Here is a 6,512-nt window from a genome sequence, read left to right on the forward strand (position 1 = left end):
ATCAAGGTAATCTGCCCTACGGTTATGAACAGATTGGCTCTTTTGTAAAGTTCGGATACCGTCAATATGGTGACAATCCCGGCAATTATCTGTAAAAAGATGTATTCAAAACTGTTGGGCACCACAAAACCTAAAATTAATATCGTAAGTACATGCACCAAAAGCCCCAATCGGGCATCGAAAAATGTTTTTAATATTAAAGGCAGAATGCACAAAGGAACTGCGAACACGTAGTTTTCGTCGTATTTAACAACTAAGGTGGTGACGAAAACCATCAACAGAATATTGAAAAATATAAAGGTTACCTTGGTATTGTGATCGAAAATCTCGGGCCGGTATTTATGAAGAAATAAAAACAGCATCAATAATACCAGTGCCACGAGTACCGTATATCCGAATAGAATAAAGTAGTAATTGTGCGCCGCCCATAATTCTGATTCGTATTCCGCTTTGAGGGAATTTAAAATTTTCAGGTTTTCGGCCTCTACCACCTCGCCTTTGGCGACTATTAGCTTTCCTTCGTCGACGGAACCCCTCGTGGTGGAAACTTTTGATAGTTCATCTTGCAGGCCTTTTTCCGAAACACTCTTGTCATAGGACACATTGGGCCTCACGATGTCAAAAAACAGCTGTTGATAGCTCTCGTTGAAGTCCGTCAGCTTATTTTTCTCCAAAAACACATTTACTACACTTTTCAGGTTTTGAATGCGGACCAGCTCTTTAAACCGAACCTGTCTGGCCTCGTTGTTCCTGACCAGATAGATTTTTTTTCGGGACTGCTTGCCGTTCGTCTTTTCCAAGATCCCGTTCAAGTAGAGGCTATCCAAAATTTCATTGCCGGCTTTCTCAAGCAACCTTAATCCATTGGCACTGTATTTTTGGGTGGGAAAAACAGTGGGAAATTCCTTTTCAAATTTGGCGTATACCCCTTCTTTTATGGAATCGTTATACCGGAAATATACGCTGCTGTTCCGCTGCACCGAATCTTGCTCACTCGAAAGTTCTTCACGGCTTTTTTTTAGGGAAAAATCAAAAGGAGCGTAAAGATTTTCATACTGCCAAGGCTTCCCCTTTTGAAATTCGTATTTAAACTTACCGCCTTTTGGAAAGAAAAAAACGATGCAGGCTATCGATACCACGTATAGGAAGTATTTATATACGAGGGATTGATTTCTAAAAATCCGGTCCAGTATTTTTTGCATGGAAACGATATCTGCGCCAAAAATAGAAAATATACTCGTGCCATTTAGAAATTCGGGGATTTTGGCAAACCCGCCTGCCGGTCGGGCAGGTTCGTTTTTTTCTTTGCCAAAACATAATTCTCAAGCATAGCCGTAACTACGGTTAATAATTTTAAGTAACAAGCGTTTTGATTACCTACGGATTTAAATCAGACCGAAGGGATGATTCTAGGGAAGCCTGGAAACGACATCCCGAATAACACATTAATTTCCTACTTTTGAATTTGCTAATTTTACGGACAAAATCCGAGAGCTTATGAATGAAGTGGTAATAGTATCGATGGCACGCACGCCGATAGGAAGTTTTATGGGGTCGTTATCAACCATTCCCGCACCAAAATTGGGCGCAGTCGCGATTAAGGGCGCTTTGCAGAAAATTAATTTGGACCCCAATTTGGTTGACGAGGTGTTAATGGGCAACGTCGTGCAAGCGGGTACGGGCCAAGCCCCCGCTCGCCAGGCAGCTATCTTTGCGGGACTTCCCGATTCGGTGCCGTGTACCACGATCAACAAGGTATGTGCCTCGGGTATGAAAGCCGTGATGCAGGCAGCACAAGCTATTGCTCTAGGTGATATTTCGGTCGCTGTTGCGGGAGGAATGGAGAATATGAGCCTTATCCCCCACTACATGCATTTAAGAAACGGACAAAAATTCGGCCCGGCTACCTTAATAGATGGAATGCAAAAGGATGGCCTTGTAGACGTTTACGATCAAAATGCCATGGGCGTTTGTGCCGATGCCTGTGCTTCCGAACACAAATTCAGCAGGGAAGATCAGGACAATTACGCCATTCAATCCTATAAAAGATCGGCGGAAGCCTGGAAAAACGGAAAGTTCGACAACGAGGTCGTTCCCGTTGAGGTACCACAGCGTCGCGGAGAGCCCGTAATGGTTTCCGAAGATGAGGAATTCAAGAACGTGCAGCTGGATAAAATCCCAAATTTGCGACCCGCATTCTCGAAAGATGGAACCGTAACGGCTGCCAATGCGTCCACGATAAACGACGGTGCGGCGGCCCTGGTGCTCATGAGTGCTAAGAAGGCAAAGGAATTGAATCTCGAGCCTTTGGCAAAAATCCGAAGCTATGCCGATGCAGCGCAAGAGCCCAAATGGTTTACCACGGCACCGGCAAAGGCGTTGCCTAAGGCGATTGCCAAAGCGGGACTGCAAATCGAGGACATCGACTATTTCGAGTTCAATGAAGCTTTTGCCGTGGTGGGCCTGGCCAATATGAAACTACTGGGACTTACGGACAAAAACGTCAACGTGAACGGAGGTGCCGTTTCCCTCGGCCATCCCTTGGGCTGTTCCGGCGCCCGAATTTTGATTACCCTGCTCGGTGTACTACAACAGAACAATGCCAAGATAGGGGCAGCGGCCATCTGCAATGGCGGCGGCGGGGCTTCCGCAATAATCGTGGAAAGAAATTAGGCCTGGTTTTACTAAGAATACATTACAAATGCTGTTGATTACTGCCCATTCGTCCATCGGGTTCGTGTCCAAACAATACTGTTAATAGCACCCAAATAGAACGGGACAAACCACTTGTAAAGAAATCCTAAAAAATTAAAAAATCCCTGAGATTTAGTAAACCTCAGGGATTTTTATATAACGATACAGCGTAGCGAGCTACTGGCCTTGGATGGTATCTTTGGGTTGACCTCCTGTATCTTCCAATAATTTTTTAAGGCGCATAAAGTTTTCGTTGTCCCCCATGGCACCGTATATATTTTTGAGCTGGGTAAGGATACCTTGGTTCCCGGGATTCGTTTTTAGGGCATCCTCTAAAACCGTGGCGCCTTCCGTAAACAAATCGTCCTTCTTTTGCTTAAGCTCGTCGTATTTCGCAATGTCGGCTTTTGAGTTGCCCAAAGCGTTCATATCGTCGATCAAGGCATTGCCTTCGTTTACATACGTGGTCGAAAGATTTAGTTGTGCATTGGTGTACCCTGGATCGATCTCCAAAGTTTTCTTATAAGACTCACGGGCTGCCTCCAAATTGCCTTGCTCCATATTGATAACACCGATATTATATTGGAGGTCGGGATTGTCAGGTGCCATTGCCGTAGCTTCCGCCATGAGTTCCTTGAACTTTTCCTTATCGCCCATCTTATAATAGAGGTTGGCCTCGTTAAGGATAAGGTTTACATCTTCGGGATTGCTTTCCCTAGCCATTTTGTAAGCCTCCAAGGCCTTATCGTCTTGACCTAGCTGTGTATATATCAAAGCGGTATTCTTTACGATTTCCGCTTTTTTGGAAGGTTCTTTTTCGTCTTGTGGGTCTTTGTAAGTTCCTGATTTCACCATAAGGTCGCGTTGGGTCTTTTCCATTTCCTCGACCTCCCCGGTTTCAACGTTAGTGGCCTTGTAAACAGTTCCGCTACCTTCGTAACCTACTTCCTGTAGTTCTTCATAAAACTTCAATGCCTGCTCGTAGTGACCTCCGTTTACGGCGCTACTTGCAGCATAATAAAGATAGGAAGTGTCTTGGGGACTGATCTTGTAGCTAGTGTAAAGCTTATCGGCAGCTTCCTTGAACTTTTTGTTACCATTGTCCTCTACGGCGGAATTTACCAAATCGGCGGTCATGGCCTGTAAATGCTGTTGGGCCTCATCGCCAAATTTGGGCTTTCCGCTCTTTTCCTCTATTTCGCTAACCTTCTGCAACGAGGTGAGGGCCTCGTCAAATGCACTGTTGTCACCGTCCTTAGCCAATTTAGCATAGGTTTTGCCCTTGATAAGATAATATTCGGCCTGGAGTTTTTCGTCTTGCCCCCCCATGGCACCATCAATGCCCTGCAATAGGCCTTTAGCTTCCGTTGCGTTGCCGTCTTCAAGTGCTTTTTCAGCATTTTTCATTTCCTTTTTCTGTGCGAATCCGACTACGGAAAAACACAGCATTGCGAATATTAAGAATCTAGTTTTCATTTTCGTATACATTTAATTAGTGATTAATCGGGAGGTACCAAAATTTTCCGGTTCTGCCCGCAAAATACAAATTTTATGGAAATACCATAATGATATTGCACTATTCTTTGGCTTCATCGGTAGCATCCGTATCAAGGTCCGTGCCATCATCAGTATCGGGAGCTACCTCATCGGGATTCACCTCGATATCCTTTATAGCGGCATCTTCAAGTTCATCTTCGTCTTTCATGACCTTGGCAACGGCAGCAATGGAATCGTTATCCTTCAAATTGATCAAACGTACGCCTTGTGTGGCCCGGCCCATGACCCGAAGGTCTTCGACACCCATACGGATGGCGATTCCCGATTTGTTGATGATCATCAGGTCATCGGTATCGGAAACGTTCTTGATAGCCACCAATCCGCCGGTCTTTTTGGTGATCGATATGGTCTTGACGCCCTTACCGCCCCGGTTGGTGATCCGATAGTCTTCAATGCTCGACCGTTTGCCGTATCCGTTTTCGGAAACGACCAAAATATCCTCTTCAAAATCATGCACGGATACCATCCCGATGACCTCATCTTTATCGTTAGCGAGGCGAATTCCCCGTACCCCGGATGCATTCCTTCCCATCGGTCGGGTCTTGCCTTCCTCAAAACGTATGGCCTTGCCCGATTTGAGTCCTAGGAATATCTGGCTGGTGCCCGTTGTTAATTTGGCTTCCAAAAGTTCATCCTCTTCCCGTATCCCAATGGCATTGATACCGTTTTGGCGTGGCCGCGAATATTGCTCCAAAGACGTCTTTTTCACGATACCCATTTTGGTGGCCATGATGACATAATGACTGTTCACGTATTCTTCGTCCTTCAGATCCTGGGTACAGATAAAGGCCTTAACGTTATCGTCCTGTTCGATATTGATCAGGTTCTGTATCGCCCTTCCTTTGGATGTACGGCTGCCTTCTGGAATCTCGTAGACCCGCATCCAGAAACATTTTCCCTTTTGGGTAAAGAACAGCATGTACTGGTGGTTGGTGCCCACGAACAGGTACTCCAAGAAATCCTCGTTTCGGGTCGAGGATGCTTTTTGGCCTACCCCGCCCCTATTCTGGGTCTTGTATTCCGACAGCGGCGTTCTTTTGATATATCCGGCGTGCGAAATAGTGATAACGACCTGCTCATCGGGAATCATATCCTCGATACTAAGGTCACCACCGGCCAAGTTGATCTCGGAACGGCGTTCATCACCATATTTTTCCTTGATCTCCAAGAGCTCGTCCTTGATAATCTGCATTCTTCGATCTTTCTTGTCGAGAATGTCTTTCAGATCGGCGATGGTATTTATGATCTCGTCATATTCCGTCCGTAACTTGTCCTGCTCCAGACCGGTCAGTTGACGCAGGCGCATCTCAACAATTGCCTTGGCCTGAATCTCGCTAAGCTTGAAGCGTTCCATCAGGTTTTCCCGCGCCTCATCGGCGTTTGAAGAGGCCCTGATAATGGCGATCACCTCATCGATATTGTCCGAAGCGATGATAAGTCCCTCTAAGATGTGCGCCCTATCCTCCGCTTTTTTAAGTTCGTATTTCGTACGGCGAACGACCACCTCATGCCGATGCTCGACAAAATAATGGATCATTTCCTTCACGTTCAGCAACTGCGGCCGGCCGTTGACCAGGGCAATGTTATTGACGCTAAATGAAGATTGTAACGCGGTATACTTATATAAGGTATTGAGAACGATGTTCGGAATGGCATCGCGTTTCAATATATAAACGATGCGCATACCGTTTCTGTCGGATTCATCGCGAATGCTCGATATGCCTTCAATTTTTTTATCGTTGACCAGATCAGCGGTCTTTTTTATCATATCGGCCTTGTTGACCTGATAGGGAATTTCGGTCACGATGATGCACTCCTTTCCCTGTACTTCTTCGATAATGGCCTTGGCCCTGACCTTGACCCGGCCGCGACCGGTATGGAAGGCCTCTTTCACTCCACCATACCCATAAATAGTGCCGCCCGTCGGAAAATCGGGGGCTTTGATGTGCGTAATAAGTTCGTCGATGTCGATATCGTTGTTCTCAATGTATGCAACGGTGCCGTCGATCACTTCGGATAGGTTATGGGGCGGCATGTTCGTGGCCATTCCCACTGCAATACCGGACGCCCCGTTAATCAATAGATTGGGCACTCGGGCTGGCAAAACGGTCGGTTCCTCTAAAGAATCGTCGAAATTGAGCTGGTGGTCCACCGTGTCCTTATCGATATCGGCCAACATCTCATCGGCGATCTTGCGCATTCTCGCCTCGGTATATCGCATGGCAGCGGGACTATCGCCATCTACGGAACCGAAGTTTCCC

General features: G+C 46.2%; 3 protein-coding genes and 1 pseudogene. 1 reads left to right on the forward strand and 3 read right to left on the reverse strand.

What is annotated here, in order from left to right:
• Positions 1-1,202 (reverse strand): annotated as a pseudogene (locus ACEW8S_RS05800) (phosphohydrolase); the annotation flags it as partial.
• Between the two features lie 295 nt (positions 1,203-1,497).
• Between ACEW8S_RS05800 and ACEW8S_RS05805 the strand changes: the two are divergent.
• Complete coding sequence (locus ACEW8S_RS05805; RefSeq protein ID WP_373517233.1) at positions 1,498-2,673, forward strand: acetyl-CoA C-acyltransferase; 1,176 nt, start codon at positions 1,498-1,500, stop codon at positions 2,671-2,673.
• A gap of 198 nt (positions 2,674-2,871) precedes the next feature.
• Here the strand turns inward: ACEW8S_RS05805 and ACEW8S_RS05810 are convergent, their stop codons facing one another.
• Positions 2,872-4,170 (reverse strand): tetratricopeptide repeat protein, encoded by a 1,299-nt coding sequence (locus ACEW8S_RS05810; RefSeq protein WP_373517234.1) that lies wholly within the window; start codon positions 4,168-4,170, stop codon positions 2,872-2,874.
• 100 nt (positions 4,171-4,270) lie between these two features.
• The coding region (gyrA, locus tag ACEW8S_RS05815; protein WP_373517235.1) for a DNA gyrase subunit A at positions 4,271-6,512 on the reverse strand (2,242 nt) is incomplete at its 5' end.

It is taken from the genome of Pricia sp. (genome assembly GCF_041745955.1).
Lineage (GTDB): Bacteria > Bacteroidota > Bacteroidia > Flavobacteriales > Flavobacteriaceae > Pricia.

Bases quoted from the DNA above. Each gene is read 5' to 3' on its own strand.
- ACEW8S_RS05805 (WP_373517233.1), top strand. From the start codon at position 1,498: ATGAATGAAGTGGTAATAGTATCGATGGCACGCACGCCGATAGGAAGT.
- ACEW8S_RS05810 (WP_373517234.1), bottom strand. From the start codon at position 4,170: ATGAAAACTAGATTCTTAATATTCGCAATGCTGTGTTTTTCCGTAGTC.